Genomic DNA, 26,009 nt, shown 5'->3' on the forward strand with positions numbered 1-26,009 from the left:
CAAGGTTACGTATCACAGTAGGCCTGATAAGCGTAGCGCCATCAGGCATCCGCTGCCGAACAAACGCCGTAACGCCGGGGTTTACTTCTCAACTGCCAGCTCGTTAAACAAATGCTGCATCAGCAGTGGAATGGGCCTGCCCGACGCCACGCTTTTCCCTCCTTCGCGCCACAACGCCGTACCGCTGACGTCGAGATGCGCCCACGGGATAGTTGCCGGACAAAAATGATGCAACAGCCAGGCCGCTGACGCGCTGATCGCGGCATTGTTCGTGGGCGTATTACAGAGATCGGCAATCGCGCTTTCGGTTTGTTTCTGCAAGCGCGCGTCCAGTGGCAAAGACCAGACTTCATCGCCACATTTTTTCCCTGCCCGGGTGAGATTATCCCGTAGCGACTCATCCTGTGTCATCAGCCCGCTCAGTTCGTATCCCAGTGCTTTCACTACCGCGCCGGTTAAGGTCGCCATATCGATGATATAACGCGCCTGCGGATGGCGTTGGCTGGTCCAGGCGATGGCGTCAGCGAGCACCAGTCGCCCTTCGGCATCGGTATTATTAATCTCCACCGTCATACCGTTGCAGGCGCGCGCCACATTGCCCGGTTGCATCGCATTCGGCCCGATGGCATTTTCAGCCAGCGCCAGTACGCCCATCATGCGCACCGGCAAATTTAACTCTGCTGCGCTAAGCAGCAGACCCAACACATTTGCCGCGCCGCACATATCGTATTTCATGGTGTACATGCCTGCGCCTTCTTTCAGCCAAAGTCCTCCTGTATCGAAGGTGATGCCTTTTCCGACATAGCAGCGGACAGGGCCGTCGGCTGCGCCATCGTAATGAATGGCAACCAGACGCGGGGGGCATGCCGCGCCTTTGCCAACCGCATGTAACAATCCGAGGCCCTGCTCAACAATCTGCTGCTCATTCAGCACTTCGCAACGCAGAGTGGGGAAGGCGGCGCAAAGCGCTTGCGCCTGGTCGGCGACAAACTGTGGCGTACAGCAGTCGGATGGGATGTCGGCAAGACGGCGGGCGGCGACCATTCCGTTGGCAATGGCCTGCTGTTGACGAAAAATTATCTCTAATGCTTCCTGCTGCCCGGGTAAACAAAGCGCGTCGATGTGGGAGAGTCGCACCGTCGCGTTGTCTGCTGTTTTCAGCTGTAGATCATTCAGGCGATAAACCTGATTGAACAGAAAACGCAGAACCTGAAGCAGCACGGCTTCGTGAATGTCGCGGATATCAATAATCACGCGGGCACTGGCCGGCGTGGCGAACAGTGGACGCAGGGCCTTCAGTAAACCGTCAGTCAGGTTGTCCTGCCACAGCGCTGGCGGAATAAGGGTAATACGTTTGAAGGGGGCGCAGCCGAAACAGGCGTCCGCTATGTTACCCGTTGCACGCATTTCGTTTATCAGCGTGCTGTCCGGTAACGGTTGGCTTGTGGACGGAGCAATCAGGTGCGCGTTGGGTTGCGCCTCTGAAAGGGAATGAATCAACTGATAGGTAATCATTATTCTTCCTCTATTGGCGCACGGATCCGTGCCGCATAGGCCTGCATCCAGGCCTCATCGACAGGCTGGTAGTGGGTCTTTTCGTGTCGACGTTCAGCGAGATAAACGGTGAGCGGCTGGCTGGCTGTGGCAACGGTAAACGTGAAGGTTTTGATATTGGTCGCCGCGCCAAACTCTCCCCGGTTGTTCATACAAACGACAGACAAATCGCCCACCCGACCAAAGCGGGACATCAGGTTGTCCTCAAGTTCAAAAACCACCGAGTCCGCTGCCTGCTGCGGCGTCATGCCTTGCGCCATACGGCGAACGATCTCGTAACTGGTGCAGCCCTTCATCAGGTCTTCGCCGACGCCCGTGGCGGTTGCAGCGCCGATTTGACTATCACAGTAGAAACCGGAGCCAATAATCGGTGAGTCCCCCAGACGACCGCGTTTTTTCATAAACAGACCGCTGGTGGAGGTCGCCACGCTCATCGAACCGTGTGCGTCCAGCCCGATGATTCCGACGGTATCGTGGCCGTCATAAGGACTCAGCCCCTTATCCAGCGTTTCGCGACAGCGTTTGCGATAGTGCTGGATGGCGCGATCGGTAAGCATGGTTTTTTCAGCAAACCCCTGGCTAAGCGCCCATTCGCGAGCACCCTCGCCAACAAGCAGGCTGTTATAGCGCTGGCGGCTCAGGGCGTGCGCTACGCGTACCGGATTCGCGATGTCCACGAGATTTCCCACGGCGCCGAACGCCAGCGTGTCGCCATCCATAAATGCGGCATCCAGTTCCACCTCACCATTTTCTGTTGGCAGCCCGCCGTAGCCAACGGACTTGTACAATGGGAAGTCCTCAACAGCGGCAACGGCATCCACCACCGCGCGGGCAGTCGGTTGTCCTGCAGACAGCGCAGAAGCGGCCTCCGTAACGCCTTCAAGCGCCATTCGCCAGGTGGCGATAATTCCCCACATGTTTTACTCCTGTTTAACGGGTGTGCTCTCGTTTTGTGTCAGTGTGGCGATTTCCGCCGCGCGGTATTGTTTATCGACAATGCGCATGAAGGGCAGATAGAGCATTGCGCCAATCAGTAAATTAATGATTTGCATGACGCTGCCGCTGAGATGGCCTGTGACGATAAAACCACTGATAACCGGCGGCAGTGTCCACGGGATGAACACCCCGGTAGTGACGGCGACAGCCCCGATTTTCATTGCGACGTACTGGATGGTGACTAATACCAGAGGCACCAGGTTGAACGGGATAAGCATGATAGGGTTCATGATAACCGGCAGACCGAACAGAATGGGTTCATTAATATTGAAAATCGATGCGCCGGCCCCCAGTCGGGCTACTTCCCGCATATTTTTACTGCGAGCAAAAATCAGCATCGCGATGACCAGCGATAAGGTTGCGCCAGCCCCGCCCATCCAGATCATGTCAAAAAACTGCTCGGTGATAATATGCGGCGGCGTAACGCCCGCCTGAATTGCGGCGATGTTATCCGTTTGGTTCTCCATCCACAATGGACGAATAATGCCATTGATCATCGACCCGGAGTTGATGCCCACCGACCATAAAATGGTGATGCTGAATACGGTCATCAACGCGCCAAAATAAGAGGTGCCATAGTGGCGAACCGGCGTTGCAACCACGTCGTAGATAAACCGGTGAATGGTCTGGTAGTGAGTATTTTCAAACAGGATGCGAATGACCAGCACCAGGATCATCACTAACAGGGCCGGGATCAGCGCGGCGAACGATTCCTGTACGGCAGGCGGAACCCCTTCGGGCATCTTGATGACCAGCTTTTTGCGTTTCAGCCAGCAGAACAATTCCGTCCACAGCAATGAGCCAATCATCGCAACGAACAGCCCTTTAGTGCCGATCCACTCCACAGGTATCACGGTGATACCGCCGTTATCCGCAACTTTGATAAACGGGGTGAGGATCAAAAAGCTGACCAGCGCCAGAATGCCGCAGGAGATACGGTCTTCAGCGTAGTGTTCCGCCAGACGGTAGGCAACCAGGAAACTGATAAACAGTGACATTGTTGAGAACACCGCGTTGAACGGGATCTCAATAATGCTGCTCCAGCTTTCGCCAAACGCGCCAGACATAAATTGCTGATAGGTCTGGTTCGGAAAAGAGGAGATAACCAACAGAATGGAGCCGACGATAATAAACGGCATAAAGGAAACATAGGCACCGCGGATCGCACCCAGGTGACGCTGCTGCGCCGTTTTGGCCGCAAGCGGCATCAGTTTTGCTTCAAGAAATCCCAGAACATTGTTCATTGTGAACTCCGTACAAGATCGGCTGAGGGTAGTTGTGTTATGCCAATGGATTATCAGTGAAGGATGCTGGTCGAAAGGTGAGTCTGGTCACAATGTGTTCGCTACATAAATGTAAATCTCATATGATTAGTTATCTTTGCGAAAAAGGATTTGGCGATGGAAATAAAACTACATGCCAATGCCACCACCACACCGCGTATCCGACGTTATCTGCAGCAGTCGGATAAAAGCGACAGGGCGCTGGCCGCTGAGCTGGGGATTTCGGTCACTACGGTCAGACGCTGGCGTCAACGTGAGCAGACTGCCGATCGGCAAACCACCCCGAAAGTGATACATAAAGCGATGAGACAGGAACAAATTGCGCTGGTTAACGGACTGCGGGATGCCACCGGCGCGCCGTTAGATGAACTTCTGTTGCTGGTCAATGAGGGACTGGGAATTCGCGTCTCTCGTGCGACGCTAAATCGTTATCTTAAACCGGCGATGGTGCAGCGTCAGGGGGCGTGTTTGCAGGGAAAAAAAGCACTGAAGGCCGGGCAGTTCCCTCATTTGCTTGAGGTACGCCATCTCCCGCTGTCATTGCATATGGAGGATGGCGGGGAGCATCATCTGCTCTGGGCTCGCGAACCGGTGAGCGGCTGGTGTTATGCGCGTTTGTATGCGGGGATTTCGCCGCATCTGGTCATGAAATGGCTGGATGCGCTACTGGCGGCCTGTCCTGTTGATATACAATCTATTGAGACTTTCATTACTGACGCGAATTGCGTTGGGCTGGAACAGAGGCTGATAGCGCGGGGGATAACGCACAAAATAAACCGGAACGTGCAGAATGCTGTCCAGGTCAATCTTCCGCTGGCGGCGATCGTTCCACGGGTAAAGGATGTATCGGCCAGCCGGCTGCTGATAGAGATTAGCGAAAGTTACAATACTGGCAAGGCGCAAAAAAAACTGGGGGAGATGACGCCGCAGGCTTTTCTTGAAGCGCTACGGCGTAGTGATTAGCCGATAATGTCCAGTACCTGCTCCGGCGGACGGCCGATGCGCGCCTGGCCGTTCGCAACGACAATGGGGCGCTCCATCAGTTTCGGGTTTTCCACCATTGCCTGAATCAGTTCCTCTTCGCTCAGGCTGCTGTCTGCCAGGTTGAGTGATGCGTAGAGATCTTCTTTCCGGCGCATCAGTTCCCGGGCGCTGGACATACCCAACATCTTCAACAGCTGACGCAGCGTTGCGGCATCTGCGGGCGTTTCCAGGTAAAGCACCACTTCCGGTTCCACCCCGTGCGATTGCAGCAGATTCAGCGTTTCGCGGCTCTTTGAGCAACGCGGGTTATGGTAGATTTTTACGGCCTTTGACATGGTGAGTCCTTATTACATTTTCGTGTACGGCTTAAAGCGTTCCTGCAACTGGCGTAACTGGTCGATGCGTGCATCGTAACGTGCCTGCTGTTGGCTACCCAGTTTCACCTGCGAACTGGCACTGCTCAGTAACGAAATGGCCTGATCGAGACGGCCCGCCAGCGCATACCCTTCCGCACGGGCGGCCAGTTCCTGATCGCGGTTAAACAGCGCCGCTTCCGCCTGCGCCAGCAGATCCCAGCCGTTGGCGTCGTCTTTGTTAGTAAACGTATAGCGGTTGAGGATGGTCGCCGCTTCTTGTGGCTGACCGCCCTGCAGCAGGGCGTTTGCAAGGTTGAGTTGCAGGACCGGGTTGACGCGCAAATCACGCGCCTTTTTCAGTCGGGCAATGGCGTCGTTGGTTTTCTTCTGTCCGAGGTCGATATCGGTTGCCAGATCCAGATACCAGGCGTTATTCGGTTCTGCAGACAGCAGCGGTTGCAGCGCTTTGCGAGCGTCGTCGTATTTACTGGCTTCCATCGCCTGTAACGCACGACCATACTGCGCCGCGCGCTGTTGTCGGACATTCCCTTTTGCCCACTCGTCCAGCATGTCGCTGGTCAGTTGGTTGCGCCCGGAATTATACATTCCCAGCGTTCGCGCTTTCGCCAGGTAGAAATCTTCAGAGGATTGCACGACCACCGGACGCATCTGGTTTGCGCGGTTGCGGGTATCCGAGAGACGGCTTTCTGGCAGGGGGTGGGTCAGCAAAATTTCAGGCGGACGAGAGGAGTAACGCGCCTGGTCGAGCAGTTTTTCCAGGAAGGTTGGCATTGCCTGAGGATCGAATCCGGAACGTTGTAAGACTTGAATGCCGATACGGTCGGCTTCCTGTTCGTTCTGCTGGGTAAAACTGATCATCCCCTGACGACTTCCCGCCAGCGTACCGGTGAGTGCGGCCATCCCGGCCTGTGGGTTAGCCATCGCTAACAGAATGGAGCCTAGTGCGCCAACCCAGGTCAGCGGTGCGTTGCGTTTCTGATCTTCCATAGCGCGCGCCAGGTGGCGCTGGGTGACGTGTGAGATTTCGTGCGCCATGACGGAGGCGAGCTGACTTTCGTTGTCGGAATAGCGAAACAGCGCGGAGTGCAGCACGACGTTACCGCCAAAAAAAGCAAAGGCGTTGATTTCATCGTTATTGATCAAAAAGAAATGGAAGGGCGTCTTAACCGAATCGGCGTGTGAAACCAGACGCATACCTAAGCTATTAATGTACTGAACCAGTAGCGGATCGTTAATCAGCGGCGCGCTGCCGCGCAACTGGCGTACATAATAATCTCCCATCTGCATTTCCTGCCCGATGGAGAGCGTGCTGGCCGCCGAGGTTCCCATGTCCGGCAGGTTGTCCGCAGAGTCTGCGAACGCGGGAGCCACCTGACCCAGGGTCAGCGCGGCAATGAGGGTCGCCACCAGGTTTTTCTTGAACTGCCTGAACATAACCTCTGTCCTGTTTTCTTTGAGATAGTCATTTGACCGATGCCGGGCTGTATCGTTCCGTTTAGCCGACACAGGCAGTGTAACGGCGAAATTTGTCGATGAATACCCTGCACAAATGACTTTTCAGTTTCCAGAATCAGCAATAAAAAGCGAAGTCTTTTTTGTGACATTTCGATACAATTCGGGATCGCAATCCCGCTATTGAGGTTCAGGGAAGGTTTTATGCTCGAAATGTTGATGCAATGGTATCGCCGTCGCTTTAGCGACCCCGAGGCGATTGCCTTGCTGGTTATTCTGGTCGCCGGGTTTGGCATTCTTTTCTTTTTTAGCGGATTACTGGCGCCGCTGCTGGTCGCCATTGTGCTGGCTTATCTGCTGGAATGGCCAACGGTGCGTCTCGAAGCCATCGGCTGCTCGCGCCGCTGGGCGACCTCTCTTGTGCTGATTGTATTTGTCGGCATTCTATTGCTCATGGCCTTTGTGGTGATGCCAGTGGCATGGCAACAGGGGATCTTACTGATTCGCGACATGCCTGGCATGTTGAATAAACTGTCGGATTTTGCCGCCACCCTGCCGCGTCGTTATCCGGCCTTAATGGATGCGGGCATCATCGATGCCATGGCGGAAAACATGCGCACTCGCATGCTGACAATGGGCGATTCGGTGGTGAAGTATTCGCTGGCCTCTCTGGTCGGCTTGCTGACCCTGGCAGTTTATCTGGTGCTGGTGCCGCTAATGGTGTTCTTCCTCGTTAAAGACAAAGATCAGATGCTAAACGCCGTGCGTCGCGTGCTGCCGCGCAATCGCGGTCTGGCAGGACAGGTCTGGAAGGAGATGAACCAGCAAATTACCAACTATATTCGCGGTAAAGTGCTGGAGATGATGGTGGTGGGCGTAGCGACCTGGCTTGGTTTCCTGCTGTTTGGCCTGAACTACTCGCTGCTGCTGGCTGTGTTGGTAGGGTTTTCTGTGCTCATTCCCTATATCGGCGCTTTTGTGGTGACCATCCCAGTGGTTGGCGTGGCGCTGTTCCAGTTTGGTCTGGGGACCGAATTCTGGAGTTGTTTCGCCGTCTATTTGATTATCCAGGCGCTGGACGGCAACCTGCTGGTGCCGGTGCTGTTTTCTGAAGCGGTGAATCTGCATCCGCTGGTGATTATCCTGTCGGTAGTGATCTTTGGCGGACTGTGGGGATTTTGGGGGGTTTTCTTCGCTATTCCGTTGGCGACTCTCATCAAGGCCGTTGTCCATGCCTGGCCGGATGCGCAGGTTGTTGACGAGTCGTAATGCGCTCCGGGCGAAAGATAAGCGGATGGTGCGAGATAAAAAGGCGTGCGTAAAAAGGACGTTTGAACAGGCAGCAAATTACCCGGCCTACACACTGTAGGCCGGACAGAACGTTAGCCGTCATCCGGCAGCGCGAAAATCAGGCGTTTTCTTTCAGCCAGTTCAGCACCACATCGTGGTGATTGCTGGTTTTAAAATCATCGAAAACGTGTTCAACCTTGCCGTTCGCGTCAATCAGGAAGCTGATGCGATGGATCCCGTCATAGGTTTTCCCCATAAAGGATTTCTCGCCCCAGACGCCAAACTGCTCGCAGACCTGATGATCCTCGTCGGACAGCAGGGTAAAGTTAAGCAGCTCTTTTTCGGCAAAACGGGAAAGCTTTTCAGGTTTATCCGTGCTGATACCCAGCACGTCCACACCCGCTTTTTTCAGCTCATCCATGTTATCTCGCAGGCCACAGGCCTGAACGGTACAGCCTGGCGTCATGGCTTTCGGATAGAAATAGACCAGCACACGCTGTCCCTGGAAGTCGGTCAAATTTACTTGTTCCCCGTCTTGATCCGGCAAGCTAAATTTCGGTGCGATGTCACCGGCTTTCAGTGGATTCATTACTTAACTCCATCCTGTTCATCATGTTGTGAATAATTAACAACGTTAATACTGCCTTGTGCATTGAGTTCTGTACATAGTGCTTTGAAGGCCTGCTCAATATTTGCAGCATCATCTGACGCCGGACTGTGGGCGGTAATCTGGATGTATAACTGCGCCACCTTATCATTTTCAGCAGGTTGCGTGCGCGAAACCAGTTCCGCGATGTTCATACGATGGTTATCGAACAGGGCCGTAAATCGTTCAATTAAATGTGGCGAATCCGGCACATCGACCTGTACCCATACCGTTGCCGGCATTGGCGGGCGGGGATGCGCCGTCGTACGTTTCATCACAATCAGTAAATCCAGCTCTGCACCTTTCAACGGCAGGGTCGATTCGATCAGGGTGATGGCATTCCAGGTACCCGACAGCAGCATGATAAACGTAAACTCATCGCCCAACATGGCCAGGCGACTGTCTTCGATATTACAGCCGCAACTGCTGACATGGCGGGTGATCGTGTTCACAATTCCCGGGCGATCGGCACCCAGCGCAGTAATAACCAGGTAATGTTGCGATGAAGGTGTCAAACCTGTTCTTCCTTTGAGAGGTGGGGTAATCATAAGGAAAGCATAAAAAAAACCTGCATACAACAATCAGAAGGGCTCTCGTCGCTTGCTTTTATTGTCGTACCAAACGTAACATTGAGACACTTGTTTGCACAGAGGATGGCCCATGTTCACGGGAAGTATTGTCGCGCTTGTTACACCGATGGATGAAAAAGGTAATGTCTGCCGGTCAAGCCTGAAAAAACTGATTGATTATCATGTCGCCAGCGGCACCTCGGCGATCGTTTCTGTTGGCACCACCGGTGAGTCTGCCACGCTTAGTCATGACGAACATGGCGACGTGGTGATGATGACGCTGGAGCTGGCTGATGGACGTATCCCGGTGATTGCCGGAACGGGCGCAAACGCGACCGCAGAAGCCATTAGTCTGACGCAGCGTTTCAATGACAGCGGGATTGTCGGCTGTCTGACGGTGACGCCTTACTACAACCGTCCGACTCAGGAAGGTCTGTTCCAGCATTTCAAAGCCATCGCTGAACATACTGACCTGCCACAAATTCTGTATAATGTGCCATCCCGTACCGGTTGCGATATGCTGCCGGAAACCGTTGGCCGTCTGGCGGAATTAAAAAATATTGTCGCAATTAAAGAGGCGACAGGGAACTTAAGTCGGGTTCACCAGATCAAAGAGCTGGTTTCAGATGATTTTCTGCTGCTCAGCGGCGATGACGCGACCGCGATGGATTTTATGCAGTTAGGCGGTCATGGCGTGATCTCCGTGACGTCTAACGTTGCGGCGCGTGACATGGCGGAAATGTGCAAACTGGCAGCAGAAGGGCACTTTGCCGAGGCGCGTGCCATTAACCAGCGTCTGATGCCGTTACATAACAAACTGTTTGTCGAACCCAACCCTATCCCAGTGAAATGGGCATGTAAGGCGTTGGGCCTTGTGGCGACCGATACGCTGCGCTTGCCGATGACACCGATCACGGACAATGGTCGTGAAATTGTCAAAGCGGCGCTCAAGCATGCCGGTTTGCTGTAAAGTTTAGGGAGATTTGATGGCTTACTCAGTACAAAAGTCGCGCCTGGCCAGGGTTGCGGGTGTTTCGCTTGTTTTGCTGCTCGCGGCCTGTAGTTCTGACTCGCGCTATAAGCGCCAGGTGAGTGGTGATGAATCCTATCTGGAAGCCGCACCGCTTGCTGAACTTCATGCGCCTGCCGGTATGATTTTGCCGGTGACCACGAGCGACTACAACATTCCGGTCACCAACGGCAGTGGTGCGGTAGGAAAAGCGCTGGATATCCGTCCGCCGGCACAGCCGCTGGCGCTGGTCTCCGGGGCCCGGACCCAGTTTGCGGGCGATACTGCAACGCTGCTGGTGGAGAATGGGCGTGGAAATACGCTGTGGCCGCAGGTGGTCAGCGTGATTCAGTCTAAAAACTACACGATTGAAAAACGTGATGATGCCAGCCAGACGCTGACGACAGGTTGGATTGACTGGAACCGTCTGGACGAAGACGAGCAGTATCGTGGTCGTTATCAAATCTCGGTTAAACCGCAGGGCTATCAGCAGGCGGTGATGGTGAAACTGGTGAACCTTGAGCAGGCTGGTAAACCTGTTGCGGACGCCGCTTCACTGCAGCGTTACAGCACTGAGATGATGAACGTGATTTCTGCGGGGCTCGATAAGACCGCGACAGATGCCGCGAATGCCGCGCAGAACCGTTCTACCGCTACGATGGACGTGCAGAGCGCCGCCGATGACACCGGTTTACCGATGCTGGTGGTGCGTGGTCCGTTCAACGCCGTTTGGCAGCGCCTCCCGGCAGTACTGGAGAAAGTCGGTATGAAAGTGACCGACAGCACGCGTTCGCAGGGGAGCCTGGCAGTAACCTACAAACCGCTGTCCGACAGCGGCTGGCAGGAACTGGGCGCTCGCGATCCTGGGCTCTCTTCCGGTGACTACAAACTGCAGGTCGGTGATTTAGATAACCGCAGCAGCTTGCAGTTTATCGATCCGAAGGGGCATACCCTGACGCAGAGCCAGAACGACGCGCTGGTTGCTATCTTCCAGGCAGCGTTTAGCAAGTAAAAAAACAGGGCTGGAGAAATCCGGCCCTTTTTATTTCCGTGCTACGCAAACGTGTGCGTGGCATAATATTCCCCGTTTTGAATACAAATGATCACACCCAGGAGTAATGAAGATGCAAAAGCAAGCTGAGTTGTATCGTGGTAAAGCGAAGACCGTATACAGCACGGAAAACCCGGACCTGTTGGTGCTCGAATTCCGCAATGATACGTCAGCAGGGGATGGCGCACGCATTGAGCAGTTTGATCGTAAAGGCATGGTAAATAATAAGTTTAATTATTTCATCATGACCAAACTGGCCGAAGCGGGTATCCCGACGCAGATGGAGCGACTGCTTTCCGATACCGAATGTCTGGTGAAAAAGCTGGATATGGTGCCGGTCGAGTGCGTGGTGCGTAACCGTGCGGCAGGCTCTCTGGTTAAACGTCTGGGTATTGAAGAGGGCATCGAACTGAATCCGCCGTTATTCGACCTGTTCCTGAAAAACGATGCAATGCATGACCCGATGGTCAACGATTCCTACTGCGAAACCTTTGGTTGGGTGAGCAAAGAGAATCTGGCACGAATGAAAGAGCTGACCTATAAAGCGAATGACGTGCTGAAAAAACTGTTCGATGATGCGGGGCTGATCCTCGTCGACTTCAAACTGGAGTTCGGTCTGTACAAAGGTGAAGTGGTTCTCGGTGATGAATTCTCTCCGGACGGCAGCCGTCTGTGGGATAAAGAGACCCTCGAAAAAATGGACAAAGACCGTTTCCGTCAGAGCCTGGGTGGCCTGATTGAAGCCTATGAAACCGTCGCACGTCGTCTGGGTGTGAATCTCGACTAACTCGCCTTTCGGGCCGGGGAACATTCTCCGGCCTGCTCTGCGCACTTCAATCGCGCTTTCCTGTGGTAATCTTGCGCTGAACCGCCTACGATCATCATCATAACGAATATATTGTTGAGGTGAGTATGCGCTGGCAAGGGCGTCGTGAAAGTGACAATGTGGAAGACAGGCGCAGCAACTCGGGTGGCGGTCCTTCTCTGGGCGGGCCAGGGTTTCGTCTGCCGAGCGGCAAAGGCGGGATTATTCTGCTCATCGTCGTGCTGGTTGCCGGGTATTACGGTGTCGATTTAACGGGACTGATGACGGGACAACCGGTCTCACCGCAGCAGTCTTCGCGTTCCATTAGCCCGAATGAAGACGAAGCGGCAAAATTTACCTCGGTGATTCTGGCGACAACGGAAGACTCCTGGGGTCAACAGTTTGAAAAAATGGGCCGCACCTACCAACCGCCAAAACTCGTGATGTACCGTGGGGCGACGCGTACCGGTTGCGGTACCGGACAATCCATTATGGGGCCGTTTTACTGCCCGGCGGATGGCACGGTCTATATCGATCTCTCCTTCTACGATGACATGAAAGAAAAACTGGGCGCGGAGGGGGATTTCGCTCAGGGCTATGTGATTGCTCACGAAGTGGGACATCACGTCCAGAAACTGCTGGGCATCGAACCGAAAGTACGTCAGATGCAGCAGAACGCCTCGCAGGCGGAAGTCAACCAACTCTCTGTGCGTATGGAACTGCAGGCGGACTGCTTTGCTGGCGTCTGGGGTAACAGTATGCAGCAGCAGGGCGTTCTGGAGTCTGGCGATCTGGAAGAGGCGCTGAATGCCGCCGAAGCGATTGGTGACGATCGTCTCCAGCAGCAAAGTCAGGGCCGCGTCGTTCCGGACAGTTTCACCCATGGAACGTCAGAGCAGCGCTATAGCTGGTTTAAGCGCGGTTTTGATAGCGGCAACCCGGCGCAATGTAATACCTTTGGCAAAGGTTTTTAACTTCTGAGGCAGGGATGTCTGGTTATACCGCGCTGAATGCGTTAACCGCACAAATGACCCGGGAGGGGATTCGTCGTCTGCTGGTGCTGAGCGGCGAGGCGTCCTGGTGTCATGAACAGGCGCAGCGCCTGCGTAACACATTACCCGGCGACTGGCTATGGGTTTCCCCTGGTGCGTCCGCTGAACCCTGCTGCACGCCGCTGGCGCTGCAAACGCTCCTGGGGCGCGAATTCCGCCATGCCATCTTCGATGCGCTGGCAGGGTTTGATGCGGCGGCCTTTGCCGCGTTAAGCGGAACGCTGCGAGCGGGCAGTTGGCTGGTGCTACTTGCGCCGCCACTGGCGCGCTGGCATCACTGCCCTGATACGGATTCGCTGCGCTGGAGCGACTGCGCGCAACCTATTGCGACCCCCCATTTTATCGATCACATCCGTCGACTCATTGCGGCGGATGAGCAGACGCTGTGCTGGCAGCAGTCTCAGCCGTTTTGTGTACCACATTTTCCTGAACGTCCCCACTGGCAGTCCGCAACCGGTGCGCCGCTGCCTGAACAGGCGGCTATTCTGGCGCAGTTGTTACAGATGCCCGAAGGGATCGCCACGGTCACCGCCGCGCGTGGGCGCGGTAAATCGGCGCTGGCGGGGCAGTTGATTTCGCGCATCAAGGGCAGCGCTATCGTGACCGCGCCGGCAAAAGCGGCAACGGACGTGCTGGCTCAGTTTGCCGGCGACAACTTCTGCTTTATGGCACCGGATGCGCTGCTGAGTACGGAGGTGCGCGCCGACTGGTTGGTGGTAGACGAAGCCGCGGCGATCCCCGCGCCGCTCCTTCTGCGCCTTGTTTCCCGTTTCCCGCGCACCCTGTTGACCACAACGGTACAGGGCTACGAAGGTACCGGACGCGGCTTTTTGTTGAAGTTCTGCGCCCGCTTTCCAAAACTACAGCGTTATGAACTCCGGCAACCCGTTCGCTGGGCGCAGGGCTGCCCGCTGGAGAAATGGGTCAGCGACGCGCTGGTTTTTGATGATGACCGTTTTGCGGCCACGCCGCAGGGCAGCATTACGATTGCCCCTTTCGAACAGGACGCCTGGCGTACAAGGCCGGAAATGCCTCTGGCGGTCTATCGACTGCTTTCCGGGGCGCATTACCGCACCTCTCCACTGGATCTACGCCGAATGATGGATGCGCCGGGCCAGCATTTTTTCAACGCCGCCTGTGATGGGCAAATCGTCGGGGCGCTTTGGCTGGTTGAGGAAGGCGGCCTTGCTCCCGAACTCAGCCAGGCCGTCTGGGCGGGATTTCGGCGACCTCGGGGGAATCTCGTCGCGCAGTCGCTGGCGGCGCACGGCGGCGATCCGCTGGCGGCGACCTTGACTGGTCGTCGGATCAGCCGCATCGCCGTCCATCCGGGACGTCAGCGCGAGGGTATTGGACAACAGCTGATCGCGCAGGCTCATGCGGCAAACTGTGACTACCTTTCCGTTAGTTTTGGCTATACGCCTGAGCTGTGGCGCTTCTGGCAGCGCTGCGGTTTCATCCTGGTGCGCGTAGGGAATCACAAGGAGGCCAGCAGCGGCTGCTATACCTCAATGGCACTCCTGCCGCTAAACGCGGCGGGAAGACGTCTGGCTGAATATGAGCATCACCGCTTACGTCGCGATGCCGACATTCTTGCGCGGTGGAATGGGGAGGCGATTCCGGTTGAGCCGTTGAAAACGACTACGCTTAATGAAGATGACTGGCTGACGCTGGCGGGGTTTGCCTTCGCACATCGTCCGTTGTTGACCTCGCTTGGCGGTTTGAGCCGCCTGCTGGCGACCAGCACGCTGCCGTTACCGGCGCTGCGGGGCAGCCTGCAAGCGCGGCTTAGCGATGCAGATCTCTGTCTGACGTTGCGCCTTTCAGGGCGTAAAGCACTGCTGAAGCGTCAGCGAGAAGAGGCGACGCAGGCGTTAACCGCGCTGGACCCCGAGCGGACCGATCATGACCGTAATCGCATTCTGCAATGGCAATTTTTTCACTAACTCCTTCAATTTTCTGGCATGGTCATTGCGATTGAGCAGCGTAGAATTAACGGCATCAGTTAAGGAGACCGCCATGAAACATGACCATTTTGTTGTTCAAAGTCCGACCCAACCTGCTCAACAGCTGTTGCTGCTGTTTCATGGCGTGGGCGATAACCCCGTCGCAATGGGTGAGATCGGTTCGTGGTTTGCCCCTCTCTTCCCGGACGCGCTGGTGGTCAGCATCGGTGGCGTTGAGCCGAGCGGTCCGGCATCCGGGCGTCAGTGGTTTTCAGTGCAAGGGGTGACGGAAGAGAATCGCCAGGCGCGGATTGACGCGATCATGCCGGTATTTATCGAAACGGTGCGCTACTGGCAAAAACAGAGTGGCGTAGGGGCTAATGCCACGGCGCTGATTGGTTTCTCTCAGGGGGCAATTATGGCGCTGGAGAGCATCAAAGCCGAGCCGGGCCTTGCCTCGCGGGTGATTGCGTTTAACGGACGCTATGCCAGCCTGCCGGAAACCGCGTCGACCGCCACCACTTTCCATCTGATCCACGGTGGTGAAGATCGGGTGATTGAACTTTCGCATGCGGTGGCCGCTCAGGACGCGCTGTTAAGTGTAGGTGGAGATGTCACGCTGGATATCGTGGAAGACCTCGGTCACGCGATAGACGACCGTAGCATGCAGTTTGCCCTCGATCATTTGCGCTATACCGTGCCGAAGCACTACTTTGATGAAGCGCTCAGCGGCGGTACGCCAAATGATGATGACGTGATTGAGATGATCTAAAAGACAAGGCCGGAAGGGATCCCTTCCGGCCTTTGGTTATTTCTTCGGTTGGTCTTTCTTCGGCCAATCGTCGTCGTCATCCCACTTATCGTTAAAGTCACGATGCGGAGGAAGTTCCGGCTTATTGGCGAGGAATTTTTTGTGGTCGACGCGTTTGAGATCCTTGATCACGTTCAGCAGCACACCTACCAAAAACACCAGCACCAGAATCCACCAATATTTTGCCAACCAGTCCATGCGCGTTACCTCTTGCAGGAACCTCGTCAGGCGACGAGTTGTTCCATAATACGTTGATACATACGGGCAAGTAGCTGCAGGTCGGCGGCGTTCACGCATTCATTGATTTTATGAATCGTGGCATTCACCGGACCCAGCTCCACGACCTGTGCTCCCATGCGAGCGATAAACCGTCCATCAGACGTACCGCCCGTGGTCAGCAACTGCGGTTTAATTTCATTATAGTGCTCGATGGCGTTCACGACGGCATCCACCAGCTTCCCGCGATCGGTCAGGAACGGCTGACCGGAGAGCCACCAGTCTACCGTATAGCGCAACTGATGTTTTTCGAGCAGCGCGTGCACCCGCGCTTTGATCATCTCATCGGTCAGTTCGGTACTGAAACGGAAGTTGAACTGCACGAACAGTTCCCCGGGGATGACGTTATTGCTACCGGTGCCAGCCTGGACGTTGGCAATCTGCATGCTGGTGGCCGGGAAAAATTCATTGCCCTGATCCCACTCAATGCTTACCAGTTCATTAAGCATCGGCGCGGCGCGGTGTACCGGGTTATCCGCCAGATGCGGATAGGCGACATGCCCCTGCACGCCATGAATGGTCAGGTTGCAGGTCAGTGAGCCGCGACGACCGTTCTTCACCACGTCACCAACCACTTCGGTGCTTGAGGGTTCGCCGACCAGACAGTAATCCAGGCGCTCATTACGCGCCATCAGCGCGTCGACAACCTTGACGGTGCCGTTTTTTGCGCTGGCCTCTTCATCTGAGGTGATCAGAAACGCCAGACGTCCTTTGTGGTTTGGGTGCTGAGCGACAAAGCGCTCTGCCGCCACCACCATGGCCGCCAGCGAACCTTTCATATCCGCCGCGCCGCGACCGAACAACATCCCGTCGCGAATAGTTGGCTCAAAAGGCGGGTTGATCCAGCGATCGGCATCGCCCGCAGGCACAACGTCGGTGTGACCGGCAAACGCCAGCGTCTCACCCTGTCCGCGCCATGCCCAAAAATTCTGAGTATCGGCAAAATCCATACGCTCAACGGTAAAACCGATCGCGCGCAGGCGTTCAATCATCAACGCCTGACATCCCGCATCATCTGGGCTCAGGGAAGGGCGGCGAATAAGCTGCTGTGTCAGCTCAATAACCGGGCACGACATAGACTACACCTCGTCAAAAAACTGCTGATAACTGGATTCACTAAAACCCAGCAGCATAGGCTTCCCGGGCGCGCAGAGCAATGGGCGTTTGATGATTGCCGGCATTTCAGTCATTAATGCGGCGGCAGACGCTGCATCTGTGATGTGACTGCGCGTGGTTTCGTCCAGCTTGCGCCACGTTGTTCCACGGGTGTTGAGAAGCGACTCCCAACCTAATTCATTGATAAATGAAGTGAGAAGTGTGTTGTCCAGACCATCGACACGATAATCGTGAAAACGGTAGTCAATGCCACGCGCTTCCAGCCAACGGCGGGCCTTTTTAATGGTGTCGCAATTTTTAATACCGTAGAGGGTAATCATTTGCATCCTTATTAACGTAAATTGACTATATAGTCATCAATATCGTTACGTCCGATAATACATTTTGTCATTTAATCGTGATCGGTAAATATAACATTGTTGAAGTAATGTGAATAATAATTCCTGAATCCGGGGAGATTTACGGCTTAATCAAAATTCGGAATTTCCCACTTGCAGCCACCTGTTTTTTAATCAAAATTGAAGGAGTACCAGATAACGTATGATTGTGTCGAATTATTGCTGTATGTCACATAAAATTTATGGGTAGCGCGCCATAGTGATGACATTACCCCACACCCCGGAGGATGTAATCACAGCAATTGGTTAATTTGTCTTCACCAGGAGATAATATTTTTGTAGAATGCCCATAATAAAAAGCAGAGGTTGTTATGATTGAACGCGAACTGGGGAACTGGAAAGATTTTATTGAAGTGATGCTTCGCAAATAAATTTCTGGAAGGATGACCAAATAACAGAACATACCGTGTGAGATTCATCACACAGAAAGGGCGACCCGTTGGCAGGTCGCCTTTTTTTATCGCTTATTCCTGGCGCGGTTTCAATGGGAAACGGCGACGGACCAGGACGAAGAACAGTGGCACAAAATAGATAGCCAGCACCGTTGCCGAGATCATCCCGCCCATGACGCCCGTCCCGACGGCGTGTTGACCGCCGGAACCTGCCCCGTTGCTGATAGCCATCGGCAGCACGCCGAAGATAAACGCCAGCGAGGTCATCAGGATCGGACGTAAGCGCTGCCGACAGGCGTGCAGCGTCGCATCCAGAAGATCGTGTCCTTTCTCGTTCATCTCATTGGCAAATTCAACAATCAGAATGGCGTTTTTGGCGGAGAGACCAATGACCGTCAGTAGCCCGACCTGGAAATAGACATCGTTTTCCAGACCGCGGATCCAGGTAGCGAGCAGCGCACCAATGACCCCCAGCGGCACCACCAGCATAACCGAGAACGGTACCGACCAGCTTTCATACAGCGCGGCCAGGCACAGGAATACCACCAGCAGAGAAATGGCATACAGGGCCGGTGCCTGCGCCCCGGAGAGCCGATCCTGGTATGACATGGCAGTCCATTCCAGACCAAATCCGGTTGGCAACTGACGCACCAGCGACTCCATCACATCCATCGCCGTCCCGGTGCTCACACCGGGCGCAGCTTCACCGACAATCTCGATGGCAGAATAGCCGTTGTAGCGCTCCAGGCGCGGAGAACCGGTCTCCCAGCGTGAGGTGGCGAAGGCAGAGAAAGGCACCATGCCGCCGCTGTTATTGCGCACGTACCACAGGTTGATATCGTCTGGCAGCATGCGGTATTTCGCAGCAGCCTGGACGTAAACCTTCTTCACGCGGCCGCGATCCATAAAGTCGTTGACGTAGCTCGACCCCCAGGCGGTCTGCAACGTATCGTTGATATCGTCAATGGATACGCCCAGCGCCTGGGCTTTGCGCTGGTCGACATCAATTTGCAACTGTGGGCTGTCGTCCAGACCGTTGTGGCGCACACGGGTCAGGGCGCTATCCTGCGACGCCAGACGAATCAACTGGTCGCGTGCGGCCATTAAGGCGTCATGACCGGCACCGGCGTGATCCTGCAGTTCCATGTCAAAGCCTGCGGAACTGCCGAGACCGCTGATGGCTGGCGGGCTGCTGGCGAATACGCGCGCCTCTTTGATTTTGTTAAAAGCCTTCGTCGCACGTTCGATAATGGCAAACGAGGTGCCGGTGGTGGAGTCGCGTTCGCCCCAGTCTTTCAGGCGTACGAACATACGCGCCACGTTCTGACCGTTGCCACCCGGCCCGGAACCGACTGTCGCAAACACGGACTGGACATTATCTTTTTCGTGGGTGGAGTAATATTTCTCGACTTCCTGCACCACTTTTAAGGTTTGCTGCTGCGTAGAGCCACTCGGCAACTGAATCGACGTGGTAAACATGCCGCGGTCTTCCAGCGGCAGGAACGAGGTTGGCAGACGCAGGAACAGAACCACCATCGCGCCAAGCAGCAACACATAGATCAGGATCCAGCGCAGGCTGCGATGCAGAATTTTGGCTACGCCTTTCTCGTAACGCTCGGCGTTACGGTTGAAGGTGCGGTTAAACCAGCCGAAGAAACCGGTTTGCCCGTGATGCTCGCCTTTGTGCAGCGGTTTAAGCAAGGTGGCGCACAGGGCAGGGGTGAGGATCATCGCCACCAGAACGGAAAGCACCATTGCCGCCACAATGGTAATGGAGAACTGACGATAGATTGCCCCGGTGGTCCCGCCAAAGAAGGCCATCGGCACAAAGACGGCTGACAGCACCATCGCGATACCGACCAGCGCGCCCTGAATTTGTCCCATCGATTTTCGCGTTGCCTCGCGCGGCGTGAGACCTTCCTCACTCATAATACGCTCGACGTTTTCCACTACCACGATGGCGTCATCCACCAGCAGACCGATCGCCAGTACCATCGCAAACATGGTCAGGGTGTTGATGCTGTAACCGAAGGCATAGAGCACCGAGAAGGTGCCCATCAGCACCACCGGTACGGCAATCGTCGGGATCAATGTGGCGCGGAAATTTTGCAGGAACAGGTACATCACGAGGAATACCAGCGCGATGGCTTCCAGCAACGTTTTCACCACGTCTTCAATGGAGGCTTTAACGAAAGAGGTGGTTTCATAGGCCACCTTGTACTCCAGACCGTGCGGGAAGTATTGCGCCAGCTCATCAAGGCGCTTAATCACCTGCGTCGCGGTGGACATTTCGTTGGCTCCCGACGCCAGTTTAACCCCAAGCCCGGACGCCGCATTGCCATTGAAGCGGCTGAGATAGTCATACTTCTCAGCCCCCATTTCGACGGTGGCGACATCGCCCAGGGTCACTTCTGAACCATCCTGATTGACGCGCAGCGTAATGGCGCGAAACTGTTCCGGCGTTTGCAGCAGCGACTGGGCGTTAATGGTGGCGTTCAGCGCCTGGGTATCAATGGAAGGGGTTCCACCTAACTGTCCGACGGCGATCTGCGCGTTTTGCGACTCAATGGCGTCAGTGACATCTTTCGCGGTCATCTGGAAACTGTTGAGCCTGGCCGGATCCAGCCAGATGCGCATGGAATATTGCGAGCCGTAGGCATCGATATCGCCGACGCCGTTCACCCGGCTGAGTGGATCCTGAATATTACTGGCAACGTAGTCCGCAATATCCTGCTTATCCATCGAACCGTCAGTGGAGACAAAGGCAATCGTCAGGATGTTGGTATCCCCGGTCTTACGTACCGTCACGCCCTGGTTCTGTACCGCCTGCGGCAGTTTACGCATCGCTGACTGCAGCTGATTCTGGACCTGCTGTACGGCTTCATCCGGATCGGTGCCGGCAACGAAGCTCAGCGTCACCGACGCTTGTCCGGTACCGCTGCTTTGCGATGACATGTACATCAGATTATCGAGGCCGGTCATGTTCTGTTCAATGACCTGGGTGACGGTGTTTTCCAGCGTTTGCGCGGAGGCGCCGGGATAGTTCGCGGTGATGCGCACGTTTGGCGGCGCCAGATCCGGATATTGTTCCACCGGCAACGAGAAAATAGCCAGGGTACCTGTCAGACACAACAGGATAGCCAGCACCCAGGCAAATATGGGGCGATCGATAAAGAAATTCGCCATCAGAAAGAGGACCTCATTATTCTACATATCTTTATAGGTATGACTTGCTTCACTGTAGCGGGAAGGTACGAGCCAAACGTGGAGAAAAAAAGGAGATAATGTAAATTATCATGCCTGATTACAGCGTTTGTCAGCTTCCCGCACGCTCACGTCCGGTTTTGTGCGAATTTATGTCAGATGACTCGCGTCCTCTTCTGATTCCGTCGAGCGAAAGCTAATGCTCACTAACGTCCCGCCGCCGGAAGGCTGCGAGAAACTTAATGTACCGCCAAGACGTTCCGCACGCTCGCGCATAATGTTCAGGCCATAATGCCCCGCTGGTTCGTTAGGCTCGCCGATGCCCACTCCGTTATCACGGATATACACCGTGTGATTACCATCAGGTGCCGTCACACAGCTGACGGCAATCTCACTGGCATTGGCGTGCTTCATCGCGTTGAGCACCGCTTCACGGATAATCTGCAATAAATGGACCTGCATCTGCGCGTCGAGAGCCAGCGTCGGCAGGCGGCAGTCCAGAGAGAGTTTAGCAGCGGTCTGTCCCTGCAGCGCTTCGAGCATCTCATGCAGGGCAGAAGGTAAATCAGCCTGCTGTAACGTCAGGCGGAAGGTGGTCAGCAGTTCTCGCAACTGACGATAGGCATCGTTCAGCGCCCGCGAGAAATCATCCATAATGGCCTGCGCCGGGGCGTTATCTTCCGGAATGGCGCGTTTGAGCAGCGTCAACTGAATGCGCAGATACGAGAGCACCTGCGCCAGCGAATCATGCAGCTCGCGGGCAATGGTGGCGCGTTCCTCCATCAGCAACAGTTGCTGGAAGTGTTTCTGCGCGTGGTTGAAGTACAGGCCGCGGCCCAGCATTGTCGATACGCTATTTAACAGCGGGATCGCGCTGGCGACATGCTGACTTTGCCAGTGCAGCTCGCCGTAGACCGTCTCCTGCATGGTTACCGGCAGGATTTGCATGGGCAGGTTGGTCTGTTTTTCGCCCTCGCTGATGCGCCAGTTTTCACCGACGGTAAGTTCGAGGAATTGCGCCGCTTCGTTATCACGGACAATCTGCAAAATATGACGGAAGCAGTGCACATCAATCTGACTGGTATTCAGCGCCTGAGAGCACTGGTACAGCACTTCCAGACGACGTTTGGCTTCATGGAGATCGTGGGTCTTTTCTTCGACCGTTGCTTCCAGCGAGCGATACAGCTTGTGCAGTTCGCTCGACATCTGATTAAAGGTTTTCGCCAGCAGCCCCAGTTCATTGGGGAGGTGCGTGTCCAGCGGCGGTGAGTCAAACTGACCGTGTTCAATGCGCTGACTGGCCATTACCAACTGAGTAAGCGGGCGCACAACCTGATGACGAATACGTCGCAGGGTGAAGAAGACGAGGGTAAAGATCCCGAAACCGCCCGCCAGCGAGATCCCCACCACCAGCATCACTTTGCGTTCGGCATAGTGTTGCAATGCCAGCACGAAGAGATCGATCTTATCGACGTAGGCGTTAATGTTGTCCTGATACCACTGCAGGTCGCCATCGATCAGGCGGTTGTTCATTTCCAGCCAGTTGGCATGCAGCTGCGCGTAGCGTCCTTTCACCGCCTGAGGCACATACCAGGCATTCAAATTGTTTAATGCCGGTGAGTTTAATGCCTGCTGAAAGAGTTGACGATGGGCGTTTAACTGTGGGCTTTGGCTTTGCAGATCGTACCCCAGACGATAGCTCTGCATGCGCAAAGACCCCGCCACGTTAATGGCCTCGGCATCCCGCAAGCTGCTTGCCAGCGTCAGTAGCGCAACGCCGGTCGAGAGAATCGAGAGCAGGACAATGTAAAAAAAGGCCCGGGCCAGACTGGCCGAGACAGGGCGTTTGACGATCACACGCGTAATTTCCTTTAAAAGTGCTTACGGCGAAAAATCTCTCGCAGATCTGAAACGTAATTTCACCTGGGCTGAAATAAATTGATCTGCCACAGGTTCTGTAGAAATAGTTGCGCTTCCTGGGCAAATGAACATTGCCGACGTGTGGTCAGTCGGTTAATAACAACACTTATATAAAGAATAAGGTTTTTACAACCAAAAAAGAAGGTCGCCATGAACCGTTTTATTATGGCCAACAGCCAACAGTGCCTGGGATGCCATGCCTGTGAAGTGGCTTGTGTCTTGGCCCACAATGAAGAGCAACATGTCCTTAGCCAACGTCACTACCAGCCCCGGATCACTGTCATCAAGCATCAGCATCAGCGGAGTGCGGTGACCTGCCACCATTGCGAAGATGCTCCTTGCGCCCGCAGTTGTCCGAATGGGGCGATAAGCCACGTCAACGACAGCGTGCAGGTTAATCAGCAAAAGTGTATCGGCTGTAAATCCTGCGTAGTGGCCTGTCCGTTTGGCACGATGCAGATAGTCCTGACGCCCGTCGCTAAAGATCAGGTCAAAGCGACGGCGCATAAATGCGACCTCTGTCTGGGGCGGGAAAATGGACCGGCCTGTGTGGAGAACTGTCCTGCTGACGCGCTGCAACTGGTGACGGAAGGGACGTTAACCCGACTGGCAAAAGCGCGACGTTTACGTACAGCCCGGCAGGAGAATCAGCCCTGGCATGCGGATGCGACGGCGACGGCCTCCCCCGGGATGAGCAAAATTGAGCAAATGCACGCGACGCCTGCGCGCGGTGAGCCGGATAAACTGGCTATCGACGCGCGAAAAGTCAGCTTTGACGAAATCTATCTGCCCTTTCGTACGGCTCAGGCGGAACAGGAGGCCTCTCGCTGCCTGAAGTGCGGTGAGCACAGCATTTGCGAATGGACCTGCCCGCTGCATAACCACATCCCCCAGTGGATTGAACTGGTGAAAGCCGGGAATATTGATGCGGCGGTAGAGCTGTCTCACCAGACGAACTGCTTGCCGGAAATTACCGGGCGCGTCTGTCCGCAGGATCGACTGTGCGAAGGGGCCTGTACGGTGCGCGACGAGCATGGCGCGGTGACGATCGGTAACATTGAACGCTACATCTCTGACCGCGCGTTGGGTAAAGGCTGGCGCCCGGATCTGAGCCATGTCCAGAAGGTTGATAAGCGCGTGGCGATTATTGGTGCTGGCCCGGCAGGGCTTGCCTGCGCGGACGTGCTGGCCCGTCACGGCGTCAGCGCCACCGTTTTTGACCGCCACCCGGAAATCGGCGGGCTGCTGACCTTTGGCATCCCGGCCTTCAAACTGGATAAATCACTGCTGGCGCGCCGTCGGGAAATCTTCAGCGCAATGGGGATCCATTTTGAGCTGAACTGCGAAGTGGGCAGAGACGTGAAAATGGAGGCGTTGCTGGAAGATTACGACGCCGTGTTTGTCGGCGTAGGAACCTACCGTTCGATGAAGGCTGACCTGCCCAATGAGGATGCACCGGGCGTCTACGACGCGCTGCCGTTCCTGATTGCCAATACCAAACAGGTGATGGGGCTGGACGAACATCCAGAAGAACCGTACATCGACACCGCCGGACTCAACGTGGTGGTGCTGGGCGGCGGTGATACGGCGATGGACTGCGTGCGTACCGCGCTGCGTCATGGCGCAAGTCAGGTAACCTGCGCCTATCGCCGCGATGAAGCCAACATGCCGGGTTCGAAAAAAGAGGTGAAAAACGCGCGCGAAGAAGGGGCCAACTTCGAGTTCAACGTGCAACCGGTCGATCTGGAACTGAGCGCGGACGGACGCGTTTGCGGCATTCGTTTCCTGCGTACGCAATTAGGTGAGCCGGATTCCCAGGGACGCCGCCGTCCGGTGCCGATCGCAGGCAGCGAGTTTGTGATGCCGGCAGACGCCGTAATCATGGCGTTTGGTTTCCATCCGCACGGGATGCCGTGGCTGGAGACCCACGGTGTCCAGGTGGATAGCTGGGGACGCATCGCGGCAAACGTCGAGAGCGCGTACCGGTATCAGACCAGTAACCCGAAGATCTTTGCCGGTGGCGATGCGGTTCGCGGCGCCGACCTGGTGGTTACGGCAATGGCGGAAGGACGTCATGCCGCGCAGGGCATCATCGACTGGCTGGGCATTAATTCGGTGAAATCTCACTAACCAAAACCGGCTTCACGGCGTAGTATGATTTCTCTTCTTACGCTGTGGAGCCGGTATGTCGCAAAAAATCACCCTCGTTAAAGACAAAGTCCTTTCTGATAATTATTTCATCCTGCGCAATATCACTTACGATCTCACCCGCTCGAACGGCGAGGTCATTCGCCACAAACGCGAAGTGTACGATCGCGGCAATGGGGCAACGATTCTGCTGTATAACGCAGAGAAAAAGACCGTCGTGCTGATTCGTCAATTCCGCGTAGCGACATGGGTGAACGGTAACGAAAGCGGGCAGTTGATTGAAACCTGCGCCGGATTACTGGACAACGATGAACCCGAAGCCTGCATTCGCAAAGAGGCCATTGAAGAGACGGGCTATGAAGTGGGCGAGGTGCGTAAGCTCTTTGAGCTGTACATGTCCCCCGGCGGCGTGACGGAGCTGATTCACTTCTTTATTGCCGAATACAGCGAAAGTCAGCGCGCCAGTGCAGGTGGCGGCGTTGAAGATGAAGATATTGCCGTGCTGGAACTGCCGTTTACCCAGGCACTGGAGATGATTAAAACCGGTGAGATACGAGACGGTAAGACCGTGTTATTGCTCAACTATTTGCAATCCTCTCATTTAATGGATTGATAAATAAGGTTTATATTTCTTTACGAATTATTGAATCTATCCGACAAATCCGATTGAGCATGGTGAACAGCACAACGAAGATACGACCTGTGTTGTTCGTTTGACTTCTGGGGTTAT

General features: G+C 55.1%; 23 protein-coding genes. 11 read left to right on the plus strand and 12 right to left on the minus strand.

The window, feature by feature from the left end; genetic code table 11:
- Positions 1–81: 81 nt before the first annotated feature.
- The 3 genes from GBC03_11560 to celB are packed head-to-tail and all read right to left on the minus strand — an operon-like array spanning position 82 to position 3,794.
- Positions 82–1,515 (minus strand): leucyl aminopeptidase family protein, encoded by a 1,434-nt coding sequence (locus GBC03_11560; GenBank protein ID QFS70798.1) that lies wholly within the window; start codon positions 1,513–1,515, stop codon positions 82–84.
- Positions 1,515–2,471 carry a N(4)-(beta-N-acetylglucosaminyl)-L-asparaginase gene (locus tag GBC03_11565; protein QFS70799.1) on the minus strand — a complete coding sequence of 319 codons (957 nt, stop codon included), beginning with the start codon at positions 2,469–2,471 and terminating at the stop codon, positions 1,515–1,517. Before GBC03_11565 ends, GBC03_11560 begins: the two co-directional genes overlap by 1 nt.
- Before the next feature lie 3 nt (positions 2,472–2,474).
- Positions 2,475–3,794 carry a PTS cellobiose transporter subunit IIC gene (gene celB / locus GBC03_11570; protein ID QFS70800.1) on the minus strand — a complete coding sequence of 440 codons (1,320 nt, stop codon included), beginning with the start codon at positions 3,792–3,794 and terminating at the stop codon, positions 2,475–2,477.
- 156 nt (positions 3,795–3,950) lie between these two features.
- On the opposite strand from celB, the gene GBC03_11575 reads away from it, so the two are divergent.
- Positions 3,951–4,796 (plus strand): XRE family transcriptional regulator, encoded by an 846-nt coding sequence (locus GBC03_11575; GenBank protein QFS70801.1) that lies wholly within the window; start codon positions 3,951–3,953, stop codon positions 4,794–4,796.
- Here GBC03_11575 and arsC read toward each other — a convergent pair.
- Together arsC and GBC03_11585 are read right to left on the minus strand one after the other, a co-directional pair.
- On the minus strand, positions 4,793–5,152 hold the full coding sequence (arsC, locus tag GBC03_11580) for an arsenate reductase (glutaredoxin) (GenBank protein ID QFS70802.1): 360 nt from the start codon (positions 5,150–5,152) through the stop codon (positions 4,793–4,795). The genes GBC03_11575 and arsC overlap by 4 nt on opposite strands.
- 12 nt (positions 5,153–5,164) lie before the next feature.
- Positions 5,165–6,628 carry a beta-barrel assembly-enhancing protease gene (locus GBC03_11585; GenBank protein QFS70803.1) on the minus strand — a complete coding sequence of 488 codons (1,464 nt, stop codon included), beginning with the start codon at positions 6,626–6,628 and terminating at the stop codon, positions 5,165–5,167.
- Positions 6,629–6,850: 222 nt separating this feature from the next.
- On the opposite strand from GBC03_11585, the gene GBC03_11590 reads away from it, so the two are divergent.
- A complete protein-coding gene (locus GBC03_11590; GenBank protein ID QFS70804.1) occupies positions 6,851–7,915 on the plus strand; it encodes an AI-2E family transporter in 1,065 nt (354 codons plus the stop codon).
- A gap of 139 nt (positions 7,916–8,054) precedes the next feature.
- On the opposite strand, the gene GBC03_11595 is transcribed toward GBC03_11590, so the two are convergent.
- Positions 8,055–8,525, minus strand: coding sequence for a thioredoxin-dependent thiol peroxidase (locus GBC03_11595; GenBank protein QFS70805.1), 471 nt, complete (start codon positions 8,523–8,525; stop codon positions 8,055–8,057).
- Positions 8,525–9,163, minus strand: a complete 639-nt coding sequence (locus tag GBC03_11600; GenBank protein QFS70806.1) for a glycine cleavage system transcriptional repressor — start codon at positions 9,161–9,163, stop codon at positions 8,525–8,527. Before GBC03_11600 ends, GBC03_11595 begins: the two co-directional genes overlap by 1 nt.
- A gap of 79 nt (positions 9,164–9,242) precedes the next feature.
- Between GBC03_11600 and dapA the strand changes: the two genes are divergently transcribed.
- From dapA to GBC03_11630, 6 genes are all read left to right on the plus strand, one after another.
- The gene (dapA, locus tag GBC03_11605) at positions 9,243–10,121 is read left to right on the plus strand and encodes a 4-hydroxy-tetrahydrodipicolinate synthase (protein QFS70807.1); all 879 of its coding nucleotides are present in this window, start codon (positions 9,243–9,245) and stop codon (positions 10,119–10,121) included.
- Positions 10,122–10,137: 16 nt separating this feature from the next.
- Positions 10,138–11,172 (plus strand): outer membrane protein assembly factor BamC, encoded by a 1,035-nt coding sequence (bamC, locus tag GBC03_11610; GenBank protein QFS70808.1) that lies wholly within the window; start codon positions 10,138–10,140, stop codon positions 11,170–11,172.
- Positions 11,173–11,284: 112 nt separating this feature from the next.
- Positions 11,285–11,998: a phosphoribosylaminoimidazolesuccinocarboxamide synthase gene (gene purC / locus GBC03_11615; GenBank protein ID QFS70809.1), complete on the plus strand. Its 714-nt coding sequence runs from the start codon at positions 11,285–11,287 to the stop codon at positions 11,996–11,998.
- A 125-nt stretch (positions 11,999–12,123) separates the two neighbouring features.
- The gene (locus GBC03_11620; GenBank protein QFS70810.1) at positions 12,124–12,990 is read left to right on the plus strand and encodes a hypothetical protein; all 867 of its coding nucleotides are present in this window, start codon (positions 12,124–12,126) and stop codon (positions 12,988–12,990) included.
- Between the two features lie 14 nt (positions 12,991–13,004).
- Positions 13,005–15,014 carry a GNAT family N-acetyltransferase gene (locus GBC03_11625; GenBank protein ID QFS70811.1) on the plus strand — a complete coding sequence of 670 codons (2,010 nt, stop codon included), beginning with the start codon at positions 13,005–13,007 and terminating at the stop codon, positions 15,012–15,014.
- A 73-nt stretch (positions 15,015–15,087) separates the two neighbouring features.
- Entirely contained in the window at positions 15,088–15,786 is a 699-nt protein-coding gene (locus GBC03_11630; GenBank protein ID QFS70812.1) for an esterase, read from the plus strand.
- 36 nt (positions 15,787–15,822) lie between these two features.
- Here GBC03_11630 and GBC03_11635 read toward each other — a convergent pair whose 3' ends face one another.
- Genes GBC03_11635 through GBC03_11645 form a run of 3 tightly spaced genes read right to left on the minus strand, consistent with a single transcriptional unit; the run spans position 15,823 to position 17,537 of the window.
- Positions 15,823–16,023: a hypothetical protein gene (locus tag GBC03_11635; GenBank protein ID QFS70813.1), complete on the minus strand. Its 201-nt coding sequence runs from the start codon at positions 16,021–16,023 to the stop codon at positions 15,823–15,825.
- Positions 16,024–16,049: 26 nt separating this feature from the next.
- Positions 16,050–17,177: a succinyl-diaminopimelate desuccinylase gene (dapE, locus tag GBC03_11640; protein QFS70814.1), complete on the minus strand. Its 1,128-nt coding sequence runs from the start codon at positions 17,175–17,177 to the stop codon at positions 16,050–16,052.
- A gap of 3 nt (positions 17,178–17,180) precedes the next feature.
- Positions 17,181–17,537, minus strand: a complete 357-nt coding sequence (locus GBC03_11645; GenBank protein QFS70815.1) for an ArsC family reductase — start codon at positions 17,535–17,537, stop codon at positions 17,181–17,183.
- Between the two features lie 389 nt (positions 17,538–17,926).
- On the opposite strand from GBC03_11645, the gene ypfM reads away from it, so the two are divergent.
- Positions 17,927–17,986 (plus strand): protein YpfM, encoded by a 60-nt coding sequence (ypfM, locus tag GBC03_11650; protein ID QFS73980.1) that lies wholly within the window; start codon positions 17,927–17,929, stop codon positions 17,984–17,986.
- A 93-nt stretch (positions 17,987–18,079) separates the two neighbouring features.
- On the opposite strand, the gene acrD is transcribed toward ypfM, so the two are convergent.
- The gene (acrD, locus tag GBC03_11655; protein ID QFS70816.1) at positions 18,080–21,193 is read right to left on the minus strand and encodes a multidrug efflux RND transporter permease AcrD; all 3,114 of its coding nucleotides are present in this window, start codon (positions 21,191–21,193) and stop codon (positions 18,080–18,082) included.
- A 168-nt stretch (positions 21,194–21,361) separates the two neighbouring features.
- Entirely contained in the window at positions 21,362–23,068 is a 1,707-nt protein-coding gene (gene narQ / locus GBC03_11660) for a nitrate/nitrite two-component system sensor histidine kinase NarQ (protein ID QFS70817.1), read from the minus strand.
- Positions 23,069–23,281: 213 nt separating this feature from the next.
- On the opposite strand from narQ, the gene GBC03_11665 reads away from it, so the two are divergent.
- Together GBC03_11665 and nudK are read left to right on the plus strand one after the other, a co-directional pair.
- On the plus strand, positions 23,282–25,261 hold the full coding sequence (locus GBC03_11665; GenBank protein QFS70818.1) for an oxidoreductase FeS-binding subunit: 1,980 nt from the start codon (positions 23,282–23,284) through the stop codon (positions 25,259–25,261).
- Between the two features lie 55 nt (positions 25,262–25,316).
- Positions 25,317–25,892 carry a GDP-mannose pyrophosphatase NudK gene (gene nudK / locus GBC03_11670; protein ID QFS70819.1) on the plus strand — a complete coding sequence of 192 codons (576 nt, stop codon included), beginning with the start codon at positions 25,317–25,319 and terminating at the stop codon, positions 25,890–25,892.
- The last annotated feature ends 117 nt before the right edge of the window (positions 25,893–26,009 follow it).

The organism is Citrobacter telavivensis (assembly GCA_009363175.1).
Lineage (GTDB): Bacteria > Pseudomonadota > Gammaproteobacteria > Enterobacterales > Enterobacteriaceae > Citrobacter_A > Citrobacter_A telavivensis.